At 67.3% G+C, this 22,189-nt stretch carries 19 protein-coding genes; 4 read left to right on the top strand and 15 right to left on the bottom strand.

Translation table 11 applies throughout. The features are described 5' to 3' along the window. Positions 1-61: 61 nt before the first annotated feature. The 3 genes from rpsG to A5781_RS21955 all read right to left on the bottom strand — a co-directional run bounded on the left by rpsG (position 62) and on the right by A5781_RS21955 (position 1,783). Entirely contained in the window at positions 62-532 is a 471-nt protein-coding gene (gene rpsG, locus A5781_RS21965) for a 30S ribosomal protein S7 (protein ID WP_007167813.1), read from the bottom strand. After that, positions 532-906, bottom strand: a complete 375-nt coding sequence (rpsL, locus tag A5781_RS21960) for a 30S ribosomal protein S12 (RefSeq protein WP_007167812.1) — start codon at positions 904-906, stop codon at positions 532-534. Before rpsL ends, rpsG begins: the two co-directional genes overlap by 1 nt. Positions 907-1,150: 244 nt before the next feature. Next, positions 1,151-1,783, bottom strand: coding sequence for a TetR/AcrR family transcriptional regulator (locus A5781_RS21955; protein ID WP_067211800.1), 633 nt, complete (start codon positions 1,781-1,783; stop codon positions 1,151-1,153). Between the two features lie 137 nt (positions 1,784-1,920). Between A5781_RS21955 and A5781_RS21950 the strand changes: the two genes are divergently transcribed. The 3 genes from A5781_RS21950 to A5781_RS21940 all read left to right on the top strand — a co-directional run bounded on the left by A5781_RS21950 (position 1,921) and on the right by A5781_RS21940 (position 3,788). After that, positions 1,921-2,289, top strand: a complete 369-nt coding sequence (locus A5781_RS21950; protein ID WP_067211797.1) for a DUF3060 domain-containing protein — start codon at positions 1,921-1,923, stop codon at positions 2,287-2,289. A gap of 61 nt (positions 2,290-2,350) precedes the next feature. Beyond that, positions 2,351-2,836, top strand: a complete 486-nt coding sequence (locus tag A5781_RS21945; protein WP_067211794.1) for a DUF3060 domain-containing protein — start codon at positions 2,351-2,353, stop codon at positions 2,834-2,836. Between the two features lie 193 nt (positions 2,837-3,029). Next, positions 3,030-3,788 (top strand): DUF732 domain-containing protein, encoded by a 759-nt coding sequence (locus tag A5781_RS21940; RefSeq protein ID WP_067211791.1) that lies wholly within the window; start codon positions 3,030-3,032, stop codon positions 3,786-3,788. A 21-nt stretch (positions 3,789-3,809) separates the two neighbouring features. Here A5781_RS21940 and A5781_RS21935 read toward each other — a convergent pair whose 3' ends face one another. From A5781_RS21935 to A5781_RS21885, 11 genes are all read right to left on the bottom strand, one after another. Further along, the gene (locus A5781_RS21935) at positions 3,810-4,577 is read right to left on the bottom strand and encodes a crotonase/enoyl-CoA hydratase family protein (protein WP_067211788.1); all 768 of its coding nucleotides are present in this window, start codon (positions 4,575-4,577) and stop codon (positions 3,810-3,812) included. After that, a complete protein-coding gene (locus A5781_RS21930; RefSeq protein ID WP_067211785.1) occupies positions 4,574-5,293 on the bottom strand; it encodes a PaaX family transcriptional regulator C-terminal domain-containing protein in 720 nt (239 codons plus the stop codon). The genes A5781_RS21935 and A5781_RS21930 overlap by 4 nt, the downstream gene beginning before the upstream one ends. A gap of 3 nt (positions 5,294-5,296) precedes the next feature. Continuing rightward, positions 5,297-6,235 (bottom strand): crotonase/enoyl-CoA hydratase family protein, encoded by a 939-nt coding sequence (locus A5781_RS21925; RefSeq protein ID WP_067211782.1) that lies wholly within the window; start codon positions 6,233-6,235, stop codon positions 5,297-5,299. Between the two features lie 8 nt (positions 6,236-6,243). Next, positions 6,244-7,872: an acyl-CoA dehydrogenase family protein gene (locus A5781_RS21920; RefSeq protein WP_067211778.1), complete on the bottom strand. Its 1,629-nt coding sequence runs from the start codon at positions 7,870-7,872 to the stop codon at positions 6,244-6,246. A gap of 51 nt (positions 7,873-7,923) precedes the next feature. Next, the gene (locus tag A5781_RS21915; RefSeq protein WP_067211775.1) at positions 7,924-8,763 is read right to left on the bottom strand and encodes a PHB depolymerase family esterase; all 840 of its coding nucleotides are present in this window, start codon (positions 8,761-8,763) and stop codon (positions 7,924-7,926) included. Between the two features lie 10 nt (positions 8,764-8,773). Beyond that, positions 8,774-9,529, bottom strand: a complete 756-nt coding sequence (locus A5781_RS21910) for a deoxyribonuclease IV (protein ID WP_067211772.1) — start codon at positions 9,527-9,529, stop codon at positions 8,774-8,776. Between the two features lie 27 nt (positions 9,530-9,556). Beyond that, positions 9,557-10,204, bottom strand: coding sequence for a dihydrofolate reductase family protein (locus A5781_RS21905; RefSeq protein WP_067211770.1), 648 nt, complete (start codon positions 10,202-10,204; stop codon positions 9,557-9,559). Between the two features lie 186 nt (positions 10,205-10,390). Then, on the bottom strand, positions 10,391-14,341 hold the full coding sequence (locus A5781_RS21900) for a DNA-directed RNA polymerase subunit beta' (RefSeq protein ID WP_067211767.1): 3,951 nt from the start codon (positions 14,339-14,341) through the stop codon (positions 10,391-10,393). Between the two features lie 41 nt (positions 14,342-14,382). After that, positions 14,383-17,889: a DNA-directed RNA polymerase subunit beta gene (locus tag A5781_RS21895; RefSeq protein WP_156624934.1), complete on the bottom strand. Its 3,507-nt coding sequence runs from the start codon at positions 17,887-17,889 to the stop codon at positions 14,383-14,385. A gap of 393 nt (positions 17,890-18,282) precedes the next feature. Next, positions 18,283-19,293: an ABC transporter ATP-binding protein gene (locus A5781_RS21890; protein ID WP_046186730.1), complete on the bottom strand. Its 1,011-nt coding sequence runs from the start codon at positions 19,291-19,293 to the stop codon at positions 18,283-18,285. 169 nt (positions 19,294-19,462) lie between these two features. Continuing rightward, entirely contained in the window at positions 19,463-20,956 is a 1,494-nt protein-coding gene (locus A5781_RS21885) for a carotenoid oxygenase family protein (RefSeq protein WP_067211763.1), read from the bottom strand. A gap of 62 nt (positions 20,957-21,018) precedes the next feature. Between A5781_RS21885 and A5781_RS21880 the strand changes: the two genes are divergently transcribed. Continuing rightward, positions 21,019-21,720: a TetR/AcrR family transcriptional regulator gene (locus A5781_RS21880; RefSeq protein ID WP_369817780.1), complete on the top strand. Its 702-nt coding sequence runs from the start codon at positions 21,019-21,021 to the stop codon at positions 21,718-21,720. 57 nt (positions 21,721-21,777) lie between these two features. On the opposite strand, the gene rplL is transcribed toward A5781_RS21880, so the two are convergent. Further along, positions 21,778-22,170, bottom strand: coding sequence for a 50S ribosomal protein L7/L12 (gene rplL, locus A5781_RS21875; protein ID WP_066951972.1), 393 nt, complete (start codon positions 22,168-22,170; stop codon positions 21,778-21,780). Between the last annotated feature and the right edge of the window lie 19 nt (positions 22,171-22,189).

Here is a 22,189-nt window from a genome sequence, read left to right as displayed (position 1 = left end):
CCCACTCTTTCGATTGCTTGGTTGCTGTCTATTTAGCCGCCGGCATCATCGCCGGAAGCTGTCACCAGCGATAATGCGCAAACGCGCGGTTGGCCTCGGCCATCTTGTGGGTGTCCTCACGCCGCTTGACGGAGGCCCCCAGGCCGTTGCTGGCGTCCAGGATCTCGTTCGCCAGCCGCTCGACCATCGTCTTCTCCCGGCGTTGCCGCGAGAAGCTGACAAGCCAGCGCAGCGCGAGCGTGGTGGACCGGTCCGGACGGACCTCGACCGGCACCTGGTAGGTCGCACCGCCGACGCGGCGGCTGCGCACCTCCAGCGCGGGCTTGACGTTGTCGAGAGCGCGCTTGAGCGTGATCACGGGATCGGTGCCCGTCTTGTCCCGGGCGTTTTCGAGCGCACCATAAACAATGCGCTCGGCCAGCGATTTCTTCCCCTGCAGGAGAACTTTGTTCACCAGCTGGGTGACCAGTTGCGACCCGTAGACGGGGTCGTTGACCAACGGACGCTTCGGCGCGGGCCCCTTGCGCGGCATCAGCTCTTCTCCTTCTTCGCGCCGTAACGGCTGCGGGCCTGCTTGCGGTTCTTGACCCCCTGGGTGTCGAGCGAGCCGCGGATGATCTTGTACCGCACACCGGGCAGGTCCTTGACTCGGCCACCACGCACCAGCACCATCGAGTGCTCCTGGAGGTTGTGGCCCTCGCCGGGGATGTAGGCGGTGACCTCGACCTGGCTCGTCAGCTTCACGCGCGCGACCTTCCGAAGCGCCGAGTTCGGCTTCTTCGGGGTGGTGGTGTACACGCGAGTGCATACGCCACGGCGCTGCGGGCTGCCCTTCAGGGCCGCGGTCTTGACCTTGGCGATCTTGTCGCGGCGACCCTTGCGGACCAGCTGCTGAATCGTTGGCATCTACCGGCTTTCTGTGTTCGTGTTGTGCGTCTGTCGGCTGTTCTCAAGTCTTCGTACTGCAGTTATGTCCGGCCGCATTACCCCGCGGCCGGGTGTGTCGCACGCGCTGCGCACCGGAGAAGATCCGATGCATCGTGGACATGCGAATTTGCCCGGCATCCACTTCCTTACGGTTAGGCGCCGTAAGCCGCCAGGCACGAGCCTCCACAATACCCGCCGCCGGTCTTGCAGGTCAAAGCGGCGGTTAACCGTGCGCGACGCGCCGTTCCAGACCTGCCGCCAGCCGCAGCACCATGTCCGAGAACAGCGCGTCGGTGTCGATGTCGTCCATGACACCGGTCATTTCCAGCAGCACGAAGCCGTGCAGCGCGGACCAGAACTCCAGGGCCGCGTGGAACGCCTCTTCGCCGTCGAGACCGTAGGAGGACAGCACCGAGATCACCGGCGCGGCGGCGCCTCGGGTCGCCGCCGTGTACTCGGGGTCGTCTCCACCCAGTGGCATCCGGGTGAACGCCGAGTACCGGCCGGGGTGGTGATGGGCGTAGCTGCGGTAGGCGCCCGCCATGACCAGCACCGCGTCGTCGCGGGCGCGGCCCTCGCCGACCCTGTTCAGCATCGTGATGATGTCGTCGATGACGCGAATCCGCACCGCGCGGCGCAGGTCCTCCAGGCTGTCCACGTGGTTGTACAGCGACGGCCCCTTCGTGCCCAGCTGCATCGCCAGCGCGTTGATGGTGAGGGCGTCCCAGCCCTCCCGGTCCAGGAAGGTGAGCGCGCCGTCGATGATGCCTTCGCGGCTCAGCTTTGCCGGGCGCGAGCCGGTTCGTCCCGCGCGCGGGCGCCCGGCCGCCGACGGCGTTTCCGGCTGAGCTGCCATGGCGGGGCCCTTCGCTTGGGATGATCGTGGTGCTTAACTAATGACTCTAGTTGACGCCGACCGCGAAACCGTTTCAGCCACGACCGGATGGACGTAATCTCATCGAGCAGATCCACCCGTCAAAGAGGGGGCCCGCAGTGAACTGGACAACCGTCGCCGGGTCGCTGGCAACCTGTGTCATCACCGTCGCCGCAATCCCCGCTCCCGCGGCCCACGCGAAGAACGGCGACACCCATGTCATCGGACAGGGCATCCAGCAAACGCTGGACTGCAACGACGCCACGCTGCTGGTCAACGGCTCCTTCAACAACGTCACCGCGCTCGGCAACTGTTACGCGGTGACGGTGATGGGCTCGTCGAACACCGTCGTCGCCGACTCCGTCTCACACGACATCACCGTCTACGGCTACGACCAGACGGTGTTCTACCACAACGGCGCGCCGTTCCTCTGGGACCGCGGCCGCGAGCTGGGCATGACCAACCGGCTCCAGCAGGTGCCCGGCTGAGCCCGACACCACATCGCCATCCAAACCTGAGGCCATCCAAATCGAGGGGAATCGAGAGACAATGTCCGCCCACATCTTTGCCCGCCCCTCGGGGCTGACCGCGCTCACCGTGGTGCCGGCCGTCGCGGCCGTGTTGATCGCCGGTTGCAGTTCGACGGCCAACCCGCCCGCCGGTTCCACGACCACAACGAAGAGCAGCACGACGACGACGAGCGCCGGGGCGACCCCCACCACGGGGTCGAGCGGGGCGAGCACCACCGCGTCGGTCGAGATCGGCAACACGCTCAACTACGGATCGATGGGCACCACCGCGACGCTTGACTGCGCCAGCGGCAAGTCGCTGAACGTGGGCGGTTCCAACAACACCCTGACGGTCACCGGCAGCTGCGCGACGGTGACCGTTGGCGGCACGGACAACAAGATCACGCTGGACAAGGTGGACACCCGGATCAGCGTGGTCGGGTTGAACAACACCATCACCTACAAAGACGGTGAGCCTAAGGTCGACAACCTGGGTTCGGGCAACACCATCACCAAGGGCGGCTAGCCGGCAATCAGGTAGCTTGCGCACGCAGGTTGCCATTGCGCCACAACGACTTTCATACCCCGATGCGTTGCGGCCGGGGCGAATGGCACCGCTACTTCTGCGGCCGTGCGGTGTTTGACCCGCACGCCGCGCCGCCGAGGTGCCGCGGGCAGATCCGGGGCATATGATTCTGCCAGCAGAACGGAATCCAGCCATGCTCACCCGTACCACTAACCACGCCCGCGCACTGGTTACGGCCATCGTGGTACTGACCGGCGTCGCGATGCTGCCCCACGGCGCAGCGGCGGCCGACCCCAACCCCGACGATCAGTTTGTGGCGCTGCTCGACCAGAAAGGAATCCCTGCGCTCGAGAACGTCCCGAGCCTCATCGCCACAGCCCACAGAATTTGTCGCCAGCTCGATGGCGGAATGCCCGTGGACGGCGTGGTCGCCGACATGAAGGAACGGGCGTTCAATGCCAACTCCGGTGGCGGCCAATACCCTCCCGACCGCGTCAACCGCACCATTGCCCGCTTCATCTCCGCCGCGGTCGAGGCCTACTGCCCCAACGATCAACCGAAGATTGCTTCCCTTCAGGCCATGGCGAATCCCGTGCCCGGATCGAACGAATCGACGCTGCGGAGCACCTCGAATCCGTACATCGCCGCCAGCTCGTGGAGCGACCTTCGGGAGCCCCAATCGACAGTGCGCATGGTCCCCTTGGGGGAAACCGGCCAGCCGGACCCACCGCAACTTCCGCCACCGCCGCCGCCGACAGCCCAGATCCTGACGCCACCCGCGCCGGTCGCGACGCCGTCTCCACGGCAACAACCGCCACCCCCGGCGCAGGAACCGCAACCGGAGGCGCCCGCTGCTCCAGCGCCGGGCGGCCCTCCCGGCGGTAGCGGCACTGGTCCGGAGTCACCGCCCACGCCGCCCACGCCGCCGGGCAGGGTGAGGCTCGCGCCGTAAGAGAACGACCCGAGGCGCCGGCTAGCCGGCGGATGCCCCGTGCCGGCCCGCGCCCGCGGCGAACCGTCCGGCCCCCTCGTTCGCCTCGGCGGCGACGCGGGAGATGCTGGCGAACTCGAAGTCGAGCGCCTCGGGCTCCGTTGTCCCCCATTGATGTAGCGCCGAAAGCCGGTCGGACCGCAGACACTGCTGCGGCAGCGCGGCCAGTTGCGAGGCCAGTTCCTCCGCCGCCTGCCGCGCCTGGCCATTGGGCACGACGCGGTTGGCCAACCCCATCGCGAGGGCTTCGTCGGCCTTGACGCCGCGGCCGGTGAGAATCATGTCCATCGCGCGGCTGTGCCCGATCAGCCGCGGCAGCCGCACGGTGCCGCCATCGATCAGCGGCACCCCCCACCGGCGGCAGAACACCCCGAACACGGCGTCCTCCTCGGCCACCCGCAGGTCGCACCAGAGGGCCAACTCCAGGCCCCCGGCGACCGCGTAGCCGCCCACCGCGGCGATCACGGGTTTGGACAACACCATCCGCGTCGGACCCATCGGGCCCGGGCCCGTCCGGTGCACGGCGTTCGCGTCCGGTGTGCCGAAGGCCTTCAAATCGGCCCCGGCGCAGAATGTTCCACCGTCCCCCCATAAGACGGCGACCGACGCGGTGTCGTCGCGGTCGAATTGGTCGAACGCCGCGTACAGCGCCGCGGCGGTGGGGCCGTTGACCGCGTTGCGCGCCGCCGGGCGGTTCAGGATCACCGTCGTCACCGGGCCGTTGCGTTCGATACGCACCGGATCGTTCATTTTGCCTCCGCAAATAGTGGTTCGCGCCGCTCGAGCAACTCGGTGGCGAAGTCGTGGTAAGCCGCGCGCAGCCGTGCGCCGGGCCAGTCGTCCGGCAGCAGTTCGTCGGGCAGCACCGGGTCGGTGAGCAGGTGCCGCACCGTCGCCGCCGCGACCACGAAACGGCCGGGAATGTCTGGCGCGGTGGCCATCTCGTCGAGCATGCGGCTGCCGGCCCGGGCCCAGGCCGGCAGGTCCCACAGCTGGGCGGCCAACTGGGCGGGATCGTCGTCGCGTGCCCGCAGGACGCGCACGCGGGCGTCGATCTCGGGGTTGAGGTCGAGCTCGAGGTTGTCGGGTCGCATCCAGACGCCTTCGCGCAGTTCGCCGAATCGCTTGGCGTGCAAGGCGGTTCGAAGCGCCGCCCGGGTGCGTGCGTCGCCGCCCACGCTGGTCACGATCAGCGTGATCCACTCCCCGCGCCACGGCCGGACTCGCGGGTTGATGGCGTCGTCCTGCCGCCGCTGGCGGGCCAGCAGGCGATCCGAGAGCCGGTAGCCGTCGGCGGAGCGGATCAGGTCGCCCGCACCCACCATGCGGGTCAGCGCCACCCGCAGGGTGGTCTCTTTGATGCCGAAATCGGCAGTGAGCTTGACCAATTCACTCGCGCTGGCGCACGCCGGGTGGGCCCCCAGCAGGACGCTGAGCACCACCGACCGGGCCGTCATGGTGGGCATGGGTTACACCTGTGACGCGCGGCGGCCGTAGTCACCGAAGGGTTCGTCGCGATGCCGCACCGCGTCCCGGAAGCCGTGCTCCACGGCGTCGGCGACGAAGGCGTGCCCTTCCGGGGTGTGCCGGGCAACGCCGTCGAACACGGTGCTGACCATCCTGCTGGTGGCCACACCCTGTTGCAGCAGAGCCGAATTCAGCGCGAGCTTGACCATCATCAGCTGGTTGACGGGCACCGCGGCGATCCGCTGCACGAGCCGTTCGGTGCGCTCGTCGAGGTCCGCCGGGTCCGGCGCCTCGACCGCCAGGCCCCATTCGGCGGCCTGCGCGCCGGTGATGCAATCACCGGTGAACAGCAGGCGCTTGGCGCGCTGGTCGCCGAGCCGGTGCGCCCACAGCCCGGCCGCCGGGACGCCCCACACCCGCGTGGGCGGGTAGCCGATCTTGGCGTCGGCGGCGGCGATCACCTGGTCGGCATGCAGCGCGATGTCGGTGCCCCCGGCCACGCAGTAACCGTGGATCTTGACCACCGTCGGCTTGTCGGCGTGCATCAGGCTGGAGAAACCGCGCACGAACCGGCTCATCATCTGGTAGTCGATCATCGGGTCCCAGGGCTGGTCGGGTAAGTGGTTGACCGCCTGGGTTTTTCCGCTCAGTACGGTGCCCGCATAGGCCCCGGTCCCGCCGGCCGAGCCGGTGCGGTCGGCGTAGGCGCTCAGGTCGAAGCCCGCGCAGAACCCCTCGCCGCGGCCGGACACCAGGATGACGTGCACATTGGGGTCGAGGTCGGCGCGCTCGACCAGCGCCGAGAGCTCCAGCGGGGTGTCCGCGACGATCGCGTTGCCCTTCTCCGGCCGGTTGAAGGTGATCCGGGCAACCCGGTCGGTGACCTCGTAGGTCATGGTCTTCAGGTTGTCGAAGTCGACCGGCCTGATCGCGTGAGTCATATTGGGACTCAGCCCTTGACCAGGGCACGCTCGAGGATCGGGGCCAGGTCCAGGCCGGCGGGCATGGTGCCGTAGGCCCCACCCCACTGGCGGTCGAGCCGGGTGGTCAGGAAGGCCTCGGCGACGGCGGGGTGGCCGTGGCGCACCAGCAGCGAGCCCTGCAGCGCCAGACAGATGTCCTCGGCCACCTTGCGGGCCCGGTGCGCGATGGTGTTCAGGTCGGACAGGTCCTGCCGCAGGCGCTCGACATGACCGCCGAGTCGCGGGTCCGCGCCGGCGCTTTCGGCCAGTTCGGTGAACAGCACCTCGACGCATTCGGGCCGAGTGGCCATGGCGCGCAACGTGTCCAGCGCGCTGACGTTGCCCGAGCCCTCCCAGATGCCCATCAGCGGCGCCTCGCGGAACAGCCGCGGCATGCCCGAGTCCTCGACGTAGCCGTTGCCGCCCAGGCATTCCAGCGCTTCGGCGGCGTGCGGGGTGGCGCGCTTGCACACCCAGTACTTGCTGGCCGCCAGGCCGATGCGGCGCAGCAGCGCCTCCTTCTCGTCGCCGCGCAACGCCTTGTCGGTGGCGCCGGCCATCCGCATCGCGACGATGGTCGCGGCCTCGGCCTCCACGGCCAGGTCGGCCAGCACGTTGCGCATCAGCGGCTGGTCGATCAGGTAGGCGCCGAACGCCTTTCGGTGCTGGGCGTGGTGGATGGCGCGGGTCAATCCGGTGCGCATGCTGGTGGCGCTGCCCAGGGTGCAGTCCAGCCGGGTCAGGTTGACCATCTCGATGATGGTGCGTACGCCGCGGCCCTCCTCGCCCACCAGCCACGCGGTCGCACGAGAGTATTCGACTTCACTCGACGCGTTGGCGTGGTTGCCGAGCTTGTCCTTCAGCCGCTGCAGGAACATTCGGTTGCGGGTGCCGTCGGGCAGCACCCGCGGCAGCAGGAAGCACGACAGCCCGCCCGGGGCCTGCGCGAGGACAAGAAAGATGTCGCACATCGGCGCCGAGGTGAACCACTTGTGGCCGGTCAGGCTGTAGCTGCCATCGCCGTTCGGGGTCGCCTGCGTGGTGCCGGCGCGCACGTCGGATCCGCCCTGCTTCTCGGTCATCGACATGCCGGCGGTGATGCCGCGCTTGGTGGTGGCCAGCTTGAGTTCGGGATCGTAGTCACGACTGGTCAGCAGGGGCTCGTAGACCGCCGCGAGCTCCGGGTTGTAGCGCAGCGCGGGAACGACGGCGTAGGTCATCGAGATCGGGCAGGTGTGGCCGGGCTCGACGTTCCAGACCGACATCTTCGCCGCGCGCACCACGTGCGCGCCCGGGCGGTCGTCGGCCCACGGTGCGGCGTGGATGCCGGTGGCGATCGCCGTGCGCATCAGCTCGTGGTAGGCCGGGTCGTACTCGACCTCGTCGACCCGGTGGCCGTACTTGTCGTGGGTGTGCAGGATGGGCCGGTTGCGGTCGGCGAGCTCGCCCCACCGCTGCGCTTCGCGGCCACCCGCGATCGCGCCCACCTCGTTCACCTCTTCTGAGCCCCATTCCCCGCCCTCGCGGATCAGGGCCTCGACGAGCACCGCGGACGTCGCGGGGTTGTAGTTCTCCAGCGGAGGGACCTGATTGGTGACGACATGCGTATCCGACATGACACTCATGTTACATTTTTCCGACAGCCGCACAAGAGGTGTAATAGGGCGTTACCTTGGGTGCGCGGCGAAGAATTCCCACAGCGTACGCGCGGCGAACGGGGGCCACTCGTGGCCGCCCGCCTCGATCGTGATCAGCGTGACACCGCGACTGCCCGCGCATCCCGCCGTCGACGTGGTGAGGGGGCCATTCGTCGTGGTGGCCGGGGCGGCGCACTGATCGACGTTGCGCCAGAACGCATTCACGTCCGGTACCGAGGGTCCGTTGATGACGCTGAACCCCTGCCCGCCGCCGTAGGGCACCAGCCGATCCGCGGTGCCGTGGATGTGCATGACCGACATCGGACGCGGGTTGGGGCAGCGGTTCAGCTGCGTGCCGGCCACCGGACCGATCGCGGCGAAGATATCGGTGGCGCAAGCCAGCGTGTAGGCCATGATGCCGCCGTTGCTCATGCCGCTGACGTAGATGCGGGCGGGGTCGGTGCTGACGTGCTTGGCGATGTCGGCGACGGCCGCGCTGACGAAGGCGACGTCGTCGACACCCTCCCGGCCCGGCCGGCCGCAGCAGCCCTCCCCGTCGACGTTCCAGGCCCGGTCTAGCCCATCCGGGTAGACGACGACGAACTTGGCCGAATCGGCCAATGCGTCCCAGCCGTAATCCCCTTCGACTTGCCTCCCGCTCCCGGAATAGCCGTGCAGCACCACGACGAGCGGCGCCGAAGCCGATGCTCCCGGGGGCTCGTAGAGCCGATAGCTGCGATCGTGTCCGCCCACATTGATGTGGTGCAAGCTGGTGCCGGTGACGAAGCCCGAGGGCGGCTCAGGTTTCAGCGGCGAACAACCCACAGCCAGAAGGACTACCCCGAGAAGCGCCGCGAGCCGACCGAGCACAGGCCGTAACTCAGCCGCTGGTCTTTTCCCGCAGGAACGCGATGTCGTCCTTGCGGCCCTCGTCTGCCGTCTCGCAGATGACGGGCGCGTCGGCCGCCCTGACGACCGCGGCGAGCAGCTCGGGATCGATCTGGCCGGTGCCGAAGTTGGCGTGCCGGTCGGCACCCGAGCCGGCGGCGTCGCGCGAGTCGTTGCAGTGCACCAGGTCGATGCGTCCGGTCAGGGCCTTGATCCTGTCGACCGCGTCGATAAGCTCCTCACCCGCGGCCCACGCGTGGCAGGTGTCCAGGCAGAATCCAACGCCCTTGTCGCCGATGCGATCCCACAACCTGCCGATGGTGTCGAAGTGGCGGGCCATCGCATGGTCGCCGCCGGCGGTGTTCTCCAGGTACACCTGCACGTCTGTTTCCAGGTAGTCCAGCGCCTTGACCCAGCGTTCGAAGCCGGCCTCCATGTCGTCGTCGTCGGCATGGCCGCCGTGCACGATCACGGCCGTCGCGTTGATCTCCGAGGCGGCGTCGCAGGTGTCCTGCAGGATCTTGCGCGACGGGATGCGGATGCGGTTGTTGGCCGATGCCACGTTGATCAGGTACGGCGCGTGGACGTACAGCGGGATGGTGGACGCCTTGAGCACCTCGGCGTCGTCGCGCGGCTTGGGCTTCTTCCAGCTCTGCGGGTTGCCCAGGAAGAACTGCACCGCGTCGGCGCCATCCGCCTGCGCGGCGGCCAGCGGGTCGTCGTTGTGGACGTGTGAACCGATGAGCACGCGGCCAGTGTAGTTGGCGAGCGGCCGTCATCGCCGCCAGAACAAGTGATGCGTGACCCCACTGGCGCTGGGCACCACCTCGTGGTGGAACCTGTCCTCGAGCTCTTCGGGGGACTCCCAGAGCCGCGATCCGGCGCCGATCTCCACCTCCGCGACCGCAACGTGAAGAGCGTCGACGAGGCCCGCGTCGAGAAATCGGCGCACGGTGCTCGCGCCACCTCCGAGCCGGACGTCCTTGCCGCCGGCGGCCAGCTTCGCCTGATCCAGGACGCTCATCGGATCTCCGGAGACGAAGTGGAACGTCGTGTCCGACAGCGCCAACGGCGGACGGTCGTAGTGCGTCATGACGAACACTGGGGTGTGGAACGGCGGCTCGTCACCCCACCACCCCTGCCAGTCGGGATGGTCCTGCCACCGGCCGCGGTACGGGCTGAACTTGTTGCGGCCCATGATCTCCGCGCCGATGTTGTTGGTGAAGTCGCGGGTGAAGTAGTCGTCGAGGCCGCGACTACCGCCGGGCTCGCTGCGGCCCACCCAACTCGCGGTCGCGCCGACCCAGGCGAACAGGGCACCTTGGTCGGCGTCGCCGAAGGGGCGCTCGAAACACTGGTTGAGCCCGGCGCCGAACCCATCGCGCGACAACATGAAATTCTGGACTCTGAGCAATTGGGCCACGCGTTCCTCCTGAGGTCTTCGACAGTCAGAAGGTAGACCTGGACCGCTGGCCGAACTCATCGCCGTTGACCGCTTCGACTGACGAGCAGACACTCGCACCAGCGCAGCCAGATTCATGCGATTTTGTGTCTGCTCGCGAACAAGAAAAGAGCCCCCGCACCGGGCGGGGGCTCTTTTCTTGTCGAACTAGCGGTAGTCGCTGTAACCGTAATCGTCCAGCGGCACCGCGGCGCCGGTGGCCTGGCCGAAGTCCGGGCTGTAGTACTGATCCTCGTAGGACGGGATCGTGTACGCGGCGGCCCGGGCCTCCTCGGTCGGCTGCACCTGGATGTTGCGGTACCGGTTGATGCCGGTTCCGGCCGGGATCAGCTTTCCGATGATCACGTTCTCCTTCAGACCCTGCAGCTTGTCGCTGCGGCAGTTGATCGCCGCGTCGGTCAGCACGCGCGTGGTCTCCTGGAAGGACGCCGCGCTCAGCCACGAGTCGGTGGCCAGCGACGCCTTCGTGATACCCATCAGCACCGGACGGCCGGCGGCGGGCTCGCCGCCCTCGGCCACCACCCGGCGGTTCTCCGCCTCGAACTCCGCGCGGTCGATCAGCGAGCCGGGCAGGAACTCCGTCGCACCCGAGTCGATGATGGTGACGCGGCGCAGCATCTGGCGCACGATCACCTCGATGTGCTTGTCGTGGATCGACACACCCTGGGCCCGGTAGACCTCCTGGACCTCGCGGACCAGGTGGATCTGCACCTCGCGGGGGCCCTGCACGCGCAGCACCTCGTGCGGGTCGGCCGAGCCCTCCATCAGCTGCTGGCCCACCTCGACGTGGTCGCCGTCGGAAAGCACCCGCTCGGAACCGTCGTCGTGTTTGAACACCCGCAACCGCTGCCGCTTGGAGAGCTTGTCGTAGACGACCTCCTCGCTCCCGTCGTCGGGAATGACGGTGATCTTGTAGAAGCGCTCACCCTCCTCGAGGCGGATCCGCCCGGTGAGGTCGGCGATCGGCGCCTTACCGCGCGGGACGCGGGCCTCGAACAGCTCCTGCACCCGGGGCAGACCGCCGGTGATGTCCTCACCGACACCACCCTGGTGGAAGGTACGCATGGTCAGCTGCGTGCCGGGCTCACCGATGGACTGGGCGGCGACGATACCGACGGCCTCGCCGATGTCGACCAGTTTTCCGGTGGCCATGGACCGCCCGTAGCAGGTCGCGCACACGCCGGTGCCGGTGGTACAGGTCAGCACCGAGCGCACCTTGACCTGCGTGATGCCGGCCGCCAGCAGGGCGTCGATCTCCGGGTCACCCAGGTCCTCACCGCGGCGCACGACGACGTTGCCGGCCTCGTCGACCGCGTCGGCGCCCAGAGTCCGTGCGTACGCCGATGTTTCGATGTACGGGTCGCGGATCAGGGTGCCGTCGGGCTGACGCTCGGCCAGCTCGACGAGGATGCCGCGCTCGGTCTCGCAGTCGTGCTCGCGGACAATGACGTCCTGGCTGACGTCCACCAGACGACGGGTCAGGTAACCCGAGTCGGCGGTACGCAACGCGGTGTCCGCCAGGCCCTTTCGAGCGCCGTGCGTGTTGATGAAGTACTCCAGCACGGTCAGGCCCTCACGGAACGAGGACTTGACCGGACGCGGGATGAACTCACCCTTCGGGTTGGTCACCAAGCCCTTCATGCCGGCCAGCGTTCGGGTCTGGGTGAAGTTACCCGTGGCACCCGAGTCGACGATCGTGATGATCGGGTTGTCGGCCGGGTAGTGCTCCCGCAGCGCCTGACCGACCTCGTCGGTGGCTTCCTTCCAGATCTCCACCAGTGCCTCGTTGCGCTCGTCGTGGTTCAAAGCGCCGCGCTGGAACTGCTTTTCGACCTTCTCGGCCCGCTCCTCGTACTGGTCGAGGATCTCCTTTTTGCGGGGCGGAACCAGCACGTCGGCCATCGACACGGTGACACCGCTGCGGGTCGCCCAGTAGAAGCCGGCGTCCTTGAGCTTGTCGACGGTCTGCGCGACCACGATCATCGGGTAGCGCTCGGCCAGGTCGTTGATGATGGCGGCCTGCACCTTCTTGTGCATCTGCTTGTTCACGAACGCGTAGCCCACCGGCAGCAGCTCGTTGAACAGCACCCGGCCCAGCGTGGTCTCGGCCATCCAGGCATCGCCCGGCTGCCAGCCGTTGGCACCGAACAGCTCGGCCTCGATCTCGGCGGGCGGACGCAGCTGCGTCAGTCGCACCTTGATCTTGGCCCGCACCGACAGCACGCCGCGGTCGGCGGCCATGATCGCCTCGGCCGGCGAGGAGTACACGCCGACCTCCGGCTGATCCTTGGCGGCCGCACGGAATCCGCCCTTGTCGCCGTCCACCTCGGTGGTGAGGAAGTACAGCCCGGTCACCATGTCCAGACGCGGCATGGCCAGGGGACGTCCGGACGCGGGCGACAGGATGTTGTTACTCGACAGCATCAGGATGCGCGCCTCGGCCTGGGCCTCCGCGCTCAGCGGCAGATGCACCGCCATCTGGTCGCCGTCGAAGTCGGCGTTGAACGCCTCACACACCAACGGGTGCAGCTGAATCGCCTTGCCTTCCACCAGCATCGGCTCAAAGGCCTGGATGCCCAGCCGGTGCAGGGTGGGTGCGCGGTTCAGCAGCACCGGGTGCTCGGCGATGACCTCTTCGAGGACGTCCCACACCTGGGGACGCTGCCGCTCCACCATGCGCTTGGCGCTCTTGATGTTCTGCGCGTGGTTGAGGTCGACAAGCCGCTTCATCACGAACGGCTTGAACAGCTCCAGCGCCATCAGCTTGGGCAGGCCACACTGGTGCAGCTTGAGCTGCGGGCCGACCACGATGACCGAACGGCCCGAGTAGTCGACACGCTTACCGAGCAGGTTCTGGCGGAACCGGCCCTGCTTGCCCTTCAGCAGATCCGACAGGGACTTGAGCGGACGGTTGCCCGGCCCGGTGACGGGACGACCACGACGGCCGTTGTCGAACAGCGCGTCGACGGACTCCTGCAGCATCCGCTTCTCGTTGTTGACGATGATCTCGGGCGCACCGAGGTCGATCAGCCTCTTGAGGCGGTTGTTGCGGTTGATCACGCGGCGGTACAGGTCATTCAGGTCGGACGTGGCGAACCGGCCACCGTCGAGCTGCACCATCGGACGCAGCTCCGGCGGGATGACCGGCACCGCGTCGAGCACCATGCCCATCGGCGAGTTGCCCGACTGCTGGAAGGCGGCGACCACCTTCAGCCGCTTGAGGGCGCGAAGCTTCTTCTGCCCCTTGCCGTTTCGGATGACGTCACGCAGGATGTCGGCCTCGGCGTCGATGTCGAAGTTCTCGATGAGCTTCTGGATCGACTCCGCGCCCATGGCGCCGGTGAAGTACTCGCCATAGCGGTCGACGAGCTCGCGGTAGAGGTTCTCGTCGACGATCAGCTGCTTGGGGGCCAGCTTGGTGAAGGTGCTCCAGATATCCTCCAGCCGGTCCAGCTCACGCTGGGCCCGGTCACGGAGCTGGCGCATCTCCCGCTCGCCGCCGTCGCGCACCTTGCGGCGGGCGTCGGCCTTGGCGCCCTCGGCCTCCAGCTCGGCCAGGTCGGCCTCGAGCTTCTGCGCGCGGGCCTCCAGGTCGGCATCGCGCTGGTCCTCAACGGCCTTGCGCTCCACCATCATTTCGGCCTCGAGCGTGGACAGCTCGTTGTGCCGCATCTCGTCGTCGACCGACGTGATCACGTACGCCGCGAAGTAGATGATCTTCTCGAGATCCTTCGGGGCCAGGTCGAGCAGGTAACCGAGCCGGCTCGGCACACCCTTGAAGTACCAGATGTGCGTGACGGGCGCGGCAAGCTCGATGTGGCCCATCCGCTCGCGGCGGACCTTGGCGCGGGTCACCTCGACGCCGCAGCGCTCACAGATGATGCCCTTGAAGCGGACGCGCTTGTACTTGCCGCAGTAGCACTCCCAGTCGCGAGTCGGTCCGAAGATCTTCTCGCAGAACAGGCCGTCCTTCTCAGGCTTCAGCGTGCGGTAGTTGATCGTCTCCGGCTTCTTGACCTCGCCGTAAGACCATTGCCTGATGTCCTCCGCGGTGGCCAGGCCGATACGGAGTTCATCGAAGAAGTTGACGTCGAGCACGTAACTTCCTTTCCCCTTGCGGGTTTAGTAACTAAAAGTGATTAAGCCAGGTCCTCAACGGACGCGGATTCGTTGCGGGACAGGTTGATTCCCAAGTTGGCCGCAGCCCGCTCGAGGTCCTCGTCCTCGCCTTCGCGCAATTCGATCGCCGCGCCGTCCGACGAGAGCACCTCGACGTTCAGACACAGCGACTGCAGCTCCTTGAGCAGCACCTTGAACGACTCCGGGATGCCCGGCTCGGGGATGTTCTCGCCCTTGACGATCGCCTCGTACACCTTGACCCGGCCGACGGTGTCGTCGGACTTGATGGTCAACAGCTCCTGCAGCGTGTACGCGGCGCCGTAGGCCTGCATGGCCCAGCACTCCATCTCACCGAACCGCTGGCCACCGAACTGCGCCTTACCACCCAGCGGCTGCTGGGTGATCATCGAGTACGGACCGGTGGAGCGGGCGTGGATCTTGTCGTCCACCAGGTGGTGCAGCTTCATGATGTACATGAAGCCGACCGTCACCGGGTATGGGAACGGTTCACCACTGCGGCCGTCGAAGAGCACCGCCTTGCCGTCGCCGTTCACCATCACCTCGTTGTCCCGGTTGGGCAGCGTGCAGGACAGCAGCCCCTGCAGCTCCGCCTCCCGGGCGCCGTCGAACACCGGCGTCGAGACGATCGCGTTGGGCTCCGCGCTCTGCAGTGCCTTGGGCAGGTTGGCCGCCCAGTCGGGCGAACCCTCGATGTTCCAGCCGGACTTGGCCACCCACCCGAGGTGGGTCTCCAGGATCTGGCCGATGTTCATACGTCGCGGCACACCGTGGGTGTTCAGGATGATGTCCACCGGCGTGCCGTCCGGCAGGAACGGCATGTCCTCGACGGGCAGGATCTTGCCGATCACGCCCTTGTTGCCGTGCCGGCCGGCGAGCTTGTCGCCGTCGGAGATCTTCCGCTTCTGGGCCACGTAGACGCGCACCAGCTCGTTGACACCGGCGGGCAGCTCGTCGTCGTCCTCGCGGGAGAACACCCGGATGCCGATGACCTTGCCGGACTCGCCGTGTGGCACCTTCAGCGAGGTGTCGCGGACCTCACGGGCCTTCTCACCGAAGATCGCCCGCAGCAGCCGCTCCTCCGGGGTCAGCTCGGTCTCCCCCTTCGGGGTGACCTTGCCGACCAGGATGTCGCCGTCGCGGACCTCGGCGCCGATGCGGACGATGCCGCGCTCGTCGAGGTCAGCCAGCACCTCGTCGGAGACGTTCGGGATGTCCCGGGTGATCTCCTCGGCGCCCAGCTTGGTGTCGCGGGCGTCGATCTCGTGCTCCTCGATGTGGATCGAGGTGAGCACGTCCTCTTCGACCAGGCGGTTGGAGAGGATGATCGCGTCCTCGTAGTTGTGGCCCTCCCACGGCATGATCGCCACGAGCAGGTTCTTGCCCAGCGCCATCTCACCGTTCTCGGTGCACGGACCGTCGGCGATGACCTGGCCGGCCTCGACCCGGTCCCCGGCGTCCACGATCGGCGACTGGTTGGCGCACGTGCCGTGGTTGGAGCGCTCGAACTTGCGCATCCGGTAGGTGTGCCGGGTGCCGTCGTCGGCCATCACGGTGATGTAGTCCGCGGAGACCTCCTCGATCACCCCGGCCTTGTCCGCGACGACGACGTCGCCGGCGTCGATCGCGGCGCGCAGCTCCATGCCGGTGCCCACCAGCGGCGCCTCGCTGCGCACCAGCGGAACCGCCTGGCGCTGCATGTTGGCGCCCATCAGGGCACGGTTGGCGTCGTCGTGCTCGAGGAACGGAATCATGGCCGTGGCCACCGACACCATCTGGCGCGGCGAGACGTCCATGTAGTCCACCTCGGACGACGGCACGTACTCGACCTCGCCCGCCTTGCGGCGAACCAGGACGCGCGACTCTTCGAACCGGCCGCTGTCGTCGATCGGCGAGTTGGCCTGCGCCACGACGTGGCGGTCCTCCTCGTCGGCGGTCAGGTAGTGGATCTCGTCGGTGACCACACCGTCGACCACCTTGCGGTACGGCGTCTCGATGAAGCCGAACGGGTTGACCCGCGCGTACACCGACAGCGAGCCGATCAGGCCGATGTTGGGACCCTCCGGGGTCTCGATCGGGCACATCCGGCCGTAGTGCGACGGGTGCACGTCGCGGACCTCCAGGCCGGCCCGCTCACGGGACAGACCACCCGGGCCCAGCGCCGACAGGCGGCGCTTGTGGGTAAGACCCGACAGCGGGTTGTTCTGGTCCATGAACTGGGAGAGCTGGCTGGTGCCGAAGAACTCCTTGATGGCGGCGACCACCGGCCGGATGTTGATCAGCGTCTGCGGCGTGATCGCCTCGACGTCCTGGGTGGTCATCCGCTCGCGGACGACCCGCTCCATCCGGGACATGCCGACCCGGATCTGGTTCTGGATCAACTCGCCGACGGTACGCAGCCGGCGATTGCCGAAGTGGTCGATGTCGTCGGTTTCCACCGGTACCTCGATGCCGCCCGGGACGGTCATCGTGGCCTGACCCTCGTGCAGGCGCACCAGGTACTCGATGGTCGCGACGACGTCTTCCTCGGTCAGCGTCGACGACGTGATCGGCTCACCGGCGTGCAGGCCCAGCTTCTTGTTGACCTTGTAGCGGCCGACACGCGCCAGGTCGTAGCGCTTCTCCTTGAAGAACAGGTTCTCCAGCAGCGTCTGCGCGGACTCCTTGGTCGGCGGTTCGCCCGGACGCAGCTTGCGGTAGATGTCCAGCAGCGCCTCGTCGGTGCCGGCGGTGTTGTCCTTCTCCAGCGTGCCCATCATGATCTCGGAGAAGCCGAACCGCTCGTGGATCCGCTCGTTGGTCCAGCCGAGCGCCTTGAGCAGCACGGTGACGGGCTGGCGGCGCTTGCGGTCGATGCGCACGCCGACGGTGTCGCGCTTGTCGACGTCGAACTCCAGCCACGCGCCGCGGCTGGGGATCACCTTGACGCTGTGCAGCAGCTTCTCGGTGGACTTGTCGATGCTCTCGTCGAAGTACACGCCGGGCGAGCGCACCAGCTGGCTGACGACCACGCGCTCGGTCCCGTTGATGATGAAGGTGCCCTTCTCGGTCATCATCGGGAAGTCGCCCATGAACACCGTCTGGCTCTTGATCTCGCCGGTGTTGTTGTTGATGAACTCGGCCGTGACGAACAGCGGGGCCGCGTACGTCATGTCCTTGTCTTTGCACTCGTCGACCGGCGCCTTGACCTCGTCGAAGCGGGGGTCGGAGAACGACAGCGACATCGAGCCGGAGAAATCCTCGATCGGGGAGAGCTCGTCGAGCACCTCCTCGAGACCACCCACCGGCTTGACGTCGCCGCGGGCGGCCGCGGCCTCGCGCCAACGGGGTGCGCCGATCAACCACTCGAAGGAGTCGATCTGCACGTCGAGCAGGCCGGGAACCTCGAGCGGTTCGCGGAGCTTGGCGAAGGAAACTCGGTTGGGCGCTCCGGGTACGGAGCCGTTTAAGGAACTTCCATTAGAGGAACTTTGTGGGCGATCCGTTTTGCTCTGGCGGGAATCAGCCAAGATGCATCCTTCCAGCACCTCGTGCGACTCACGAGAACCGGGACCACCGGTTGCGTTCGCCGCGAATTGTGTCGGTTTGGCCGGCGAACAATCTGTCCCAATCTCACGCGCACAACTAAAGAACTAAGCCGCCAGAGGGGGCTCAGGCTTAGACCACATTGTCAAGTGGCGGGTGAGGTGGGCAGGAGGTAGCCAGCGCAACGTCCAACAATAGCGCAGGGCGGCGCATTCCTCAACTGTCCAGCACAAGCGATCCAGGGACATCGGCGCTGGCTGGCATCTCGACTTTCCACTGGATACATGCTGCCCAACAGACTGGCCGGTTTACGGCCCGTCGTCAAGAGGGCGGGCCGCCGAGTTACGCGATGTTATCGCGAAGCTCGGACCGGGCGTCTAGTCGCCGACTTCGTGCGCGCGGTACTTGTGGGTGCCCTCCATGTCGTCGATGATCGCGGCCTGTGCCTTCTGCGGCAGGGTGTGCAGAATCTCGCGCACCCGCGCCTGGCGCCGGCCGACGGCCTTGCGCTCCGGCATTCCCGGCGACGCGACGATCTGCGGCGGCACTCCCTCGATCTCCTCGACACCGCCGGCGTGCTGACCGGCCTCGAGGGCGGCCTGCTCCTCGGCCATCGTCGACTCGTCCTTTTCCTCGGACATGCCGATCGGCCCGATGCGGCGGCCGTTGAGGAACTGCCGCACCACCGGCTCGTCACTGGTCAGCAGCACCTCGCGCGGGCCGAACATGACGAGCTTGCGCCGGAACAGCATGCCCATGTTGTCCGGCACGGTGCGGGCGATGTTGATGTTGTGCGTGACGATCAGGACGGTGGCGTCGATTTGGGCGTTGATGTCGAGGATCAGCTGGCTCAGGTAGGCCGTACGAACCGGGTCCAGACCCGAGTCGGGCTCGTCGCAAAGGATGATCTGCGGGTCCATCACCAGGGCGCGGGCCAGGCTGGCGCGCTTGCGCATACCGCCGGAGATCTCGCCGGGGAACTTCTTCTCGTCGCCACCCAGACCCACCATGGTCAGCTTCTCCATGACGATGTCACGGATCTCGCCTTCCTTCTTCTTGGTGTGCTCGCGCAGCGGGAAGGCCGCGTTGTCGAACAGGTTCATCGAACCGAACAGCGCGCCGTCCTGGAACATCACGCCGAACAGCGTGCGGATCTCGTAGAGCTCCTTGGCCGAGCACTGCAGGATGTCGGTGCCGTCGATGACGACCGAGCCGCGCTCCGGTCGCAGCAGACCGATCAGGGACTTCAGGAACACCGATTTGCCGGTACCCGACGGGCCCAGCAGGACGCTGACCTCCCCGGCAGGGATCTCCAGCGTCACGTCTTCCCAAATCCTCGACGACCCGAAGGACTTGGTGAGGCCGTTCACCTCAATAGCGACACCCATGGGAGATCCTTCCGTCGACGCATATGCCCGCCACCTGCCCTTTTATGTGGCATGAGTCACTGTAGCGCACGCTTGCTGCACGGCATCAGGGTTGCGCGGCACAGCCGGCAAAAATTGGCTGACCTGAGATCCTGCCGCGCTCGGCGAAGGGCGTCCTATTCAACTCACGTTAGCCAGTGGGCGCCCAGTTGCCGTGGAAGCCCATCGGCACCCGCTGCGGCAGGTGCACGGTGGCCACCGGCTCGAGCGTCGCGGCGTCCAGCAACACCAACTGGCCTTCGTCGCGGCCGCGGTGATAGCCGTAGCCCAGCAGAATGCCGTCGTCCTCTGCTCGTTCTTTTGGGGAGGCGCCGGGGTTGGGCACAAAGGACATCTCGCCGAGCAAAAGGTCCGCATCGAGCGGCGCAACAACGCTGCCCCCGGTGGCGTAGTCGTGCTTGTACAGCGCGGGCGCGGCGCCCTGGAAGGACGCGCCGACGGTGTAGCCGAAGCGGTGTTCCCGGCCCAGCAGCGTCTCATTGATCCGCGGGAATTCCTGCGGCCGGTCGTCACGGCATTCGGTGCTCACCGCGCCGGTCGCGAGGTTGATGGTCCAGCGCTCGAGGGTGGGCGGGGCTTCGCCGGGCCCGCGCCGGTCGCGGTCGAACATCCGCGCGTACCGCACCACGTCGAGCACCAAAACCTCGGTCCCATCCCGCATCTCGGAGTAGGCGTTGAGTGGGTGGTAGACGTAGCAGGGTTCGACGTCGAACCAGCGGATATCGGAGTTTCCGCCTTCGCGCGGCATGACCCCGATGCGCGCCGGGTAGTCGGGGTCCCAGGCGTACGGCATCCGGTCGGAGTGCTTCGGGTTTCGGTTCATCATCGCGTTGAGCGGGGTCGGCACCCGCACGCGCCCGATCAGCGACTGCATCACCAGCCGGGCCGGCAGGCCGAGCCAGCGGGGCATGGTCACCGGCAGCACCTGCATCGGGTCGAACGTCACCGGCAGGTCGTAGATGACGACGTACTTGTCGGTCAGCGAGAAGTCGTGCATCATCGGCGACCCCGACACCTCGATGTCCACCCTGCGGCGCGCGCGCCCCTGGGTGTCGATCACCGAGTACTGCACGGTCCGCCCGCGGGCGAACGAGTAAGAGACGGCGTGCAATTCGCCGGTGCGCGGGTCGCGGTGCGGGTGGGCGGTGTAGCCGCCGGCCAGGGTGCCGTCGAAGTCGCAAGTCCCGATGGTGTCCAGCTCGTCGGTCAGCTCGTAGTTGGCCACACCGCCCTCGACCAGCGCCAGGGTGCGACCGGCGTGGGCCAGGACGTTGGTGTTGGCGCCCAGCGAGAGCATCCCCGCCCGCGGGTCGAGCCGGCCCGGCGTCGGCTCGCCCAGGGCGGCGCACACCGACAGGCTGCGTACCCAGCGGTTGCGGTACCACTGGGCTTTGCCGTCGCGCAGCGCGACGCCGTGCACCATCCCGTCGCCGCTGAACCAGTGATAGGTGGCGGGGTCGACCTCCTCGGCCGGATTGGGCCCGTTGCGCAGATAGCGTCCGTCGAGGTGCTCGGGGATGCGACCGGTGACGGGCAGGTCGGTGGCGGTCACTTCGACGCGCACCGGCGCCAGCAGGCCCTCCAGATAGGGATTCCGGGTTTCGGCGATTTGCGCGGACGTCATCGCTGAGCTCCTATAACATTGATATGACGTTGTTATAGGCACGCTACGCCGCGGATGGGAAGATGGCAACGATGACTTCAGAAGCGACTTCGGGCACCACGCCGGCCGGGCAACGCAGTGTCCGTGACGAGATGCTGTCCGCGGCCGTCGACCTGCTCAACGAGCATGGGCCCGACGCGCTGCAGACCCGCAAGGTCGCCGGCGCGGCCGGAAAGTCGACGATGGCGGTGTACACGCATTTCGGCGGGATGCGGGGCCTGATCGCCGAGGTGGCCGCGGAGGGTTATCGGCAGTTCGACGCCGCGCTGATGGTGCCGGAGACCGCTGACCCGGTCGCCGATGTGTTCGCCCTCGGTGCCGCGTACCGGCGCTATGCGATCGAGCGACCGCACATGTATCGCCTGATGTTCGGCAGTACCAGCGCTCACGGCATTCATGCCCCGGCGGGCAACGTCTTGGCCCTCACGGTCGCCGAGATCGAGCGGTATATTCCCAGCTTCGCGCATGTGGTTCGCGCGGTGCAGCGGTCCGCGCGGGCGGGGCGAATCACCGTTGGTTCCGCAGCCGACGACGCGACCGTCGTTTCCACAGCCGCCCAGTTCTGGGCGTTTCTTCACGGGTTCGTCATGCTCGAATTGGCCGGCTTCTACGGCGACGACGGCGCCGCCGTCGCGCCGGTGATGAAATCAATGACGTTGAAACTGTTTGTGGCGCTGGGCGATTCACCAGAACGGGTGGCGCAGTCCCTGCGGTCGGCAGGCTGAGCACACGAAAACCCCCGGGAGCGCCGCAGGGCGGTCCCGGGGGTTTTGCGAGTGGAGCTACTTGACGGTGACGGTGGCGCCGGCGGCCTCGAGCTTGGTCTTGGCCTCCTCGGCGGCCTCCTTGGCGACCTTCTCGAGCAGCGGCTTGGGCGCGCCGTCGACCAGGTCCTTGGCCTCCTTGAGGCCCAGGCCGGACACGATCTCGCGGACCACCTTGATGACGCCGATCTTCTTGTCGCCGGCGGCCTCGAGGATGACGTCGAACTCGGACTGCTCCTCGGCGGCCTCGGCGGGGGCGCCACCGGCGGCCGGGCCGGCCGCGGCGACGGCGACCGGAGCGGCCGCGGTGACCTCGAAGGTCTCCTCGAACTTCTTGACGAAGTCGGAGAGCTCCAACAGGGTCATTTCCTTGAAGGCGTCGAGCAGGTCGTCGGTAGACATTTTCGCCATGGTGTTTGGGTCCTTCCTG

This window comes from Mycobacterium sp. 852002-30065_SCH5024008 (genome assembly GCF_001665645.1).
In the GTDB taxonomy this organism is placed as follows: domain Bacteria; phylum Actinomycetota; class Actinomycetes; order Mycobacteriales; family Mycobacteriaceae; genus Mycobacterium; species Mycobacterium paraffinicum.
This window is presented reverse-complemented; position numbering and strand designations above follow the sequence as displayed.

What these genes read in the sequence shown, in the direction of transcription:
- rpsG (WP_007167813.1), bottom strand. Translation starts at nt 532, where the DNA reads ATGCCGCGCAAGGGGCCCGCGCCGAAGCGTCCGTTGGTCAACGACCCC.
- rpsL (WP_007167812.1), bottom strand. Translation starts at nt 906, where the DNA reads ATGCCAACGATTCAGCAGCTGGTCCGCAAGGGTCGCCGCGACAAGATC.
- A5781_RS21955 (WP_067211800.1), bottom strand. Translation starts at nt 1,783, where the DNA reads ATGGCAGCTCAGCCGGAAACGCCGTCGGCGGCCGGGCGCCCGCGCGCG.
- A5781_RS21945 (WP_067211794.1), top strand. Translation starts at nt 2,351, where the DNA reads ATGTCCGCCCACATCTTTGCCCGCCCCTCGGGGCTGACCGCGCTCACC.
- A5781_RS21940 (WP_067211791.1), top strand. Translation starts at nt 3,030, where the DNA reads ATGCTCACCCGTACCACTAACCACGCCCGCGCACTGGTTACGGCCATC.
- A5781_RS21935 (WP_067211788.1), bottom strand. Translation starts at nt 4,577, where the DNA reads ATGAACGATCCGGTGCGTATCGAACGCAACGGCCCGGTGACGACGGTG.
- A5781_RS21930 (WP_067211785.1), bottom strand. Translation starts at nt 5,293, where the DNA reads ATGCCCACCATGACGGCCCGGTCGGTGGTGCTCAGCGTCCTGCTGGGG.
- A5781_RS21925 (WP_067211782.1), bottom strand. Translation starts at nt 6,235, where the DNA reads ATGACTCACGCGATCAGGCCGGTCGACTTCGACAACCTGAAGACCATG.
- A5781_RS21920 (WP_067211778.1), bottom strand. Translation starts at nt 7,872, where the DNA reads ATGTCGGATACGCATGTCGTCACCAATCAGGTCCCTCCGCTGGAGAAC.
- A5781_RS21890 (WP_046186730.1), bottom strand. Translation starts at nt 19,293, where the DNA reads ATGGGTGTCGCTATTGAGGTGAACGGCCTCACCAAGTCCTTCGGGTCG.
- A5781_RS21885 (WP_067211763.1), bottom strand. Translation starts at nt 20,956, where the DNA reads ATGACGTCCGCGCAAATCGCCGAAACCCGGAATCCCTATCTGGAGGGC.
- A5781_RS21880 (WP_369817780.1), top strand. Translation starts at nt 21,019, where the DNA reads ATGGCAACGATGACTTCAGAAGCGACTTCGGGCACCACGCCGGCCGGG.
- rplL (WP_066951972.1), bottom strand. Translation starts at nt 22,170, where the DNA reads ATGGCGAAAATGTCTACCGACGACCTGCTCGACGCCTTCAAGGAAATG.